This is a genomic window from Cohnella baijiui, from assembly GCF_020731285.1.
Lineage (GTDB): Bacteria > Bacillota > Bacilli > Paenibacillales > Paenibacillaceae > Cohnella.
The window spans coordinates 1-221 of sequence record NZ_JAJFOW010000445.1 but is presented as its reverse complement, the minus strand read 5'-3'; the positions used below and the strand labels follow the sequence as shown (position 1 = coordinate 221).

Here is a 221-nt window from a genome sequence, read left to right as displayed (position 1 = left end):
AGGATCTTGATTCTGCAACTGGGTCACCAGCAGCTTTAGAAAAGCTTCCTTGCCCAGTGATGATTGCTGCTCAAACGTTTTTGTTTGCGACTGGGATTGAAATGAGTTTTTATATTGTGTTGGATCAATAACTGGCATTGTCCTCATTCCCTCCTTTCATTATCACGTACTTCTTCGTTAATGGCGTACAGCTTCATCCTCTGTATTGCCTATCAATTCTT

1 protein-coding gene is annotated in these 221 nt (G+C 41.2%); it reads right to left on the bottom strand.

The genetic code is table 11. The features are described 5' to 3' along the window. The coding region (locus LKX83_RS33320) for a flagellar hook capping FlgD N-terminal domain-containing protein (protein ID WP_304518369.1) at positions 1 to 138 on the bottom strand (138 nt) is incomplete at its 3' end. Between the last annotated feature and the right edge of the window lie 83 nt (positions 139 to 221).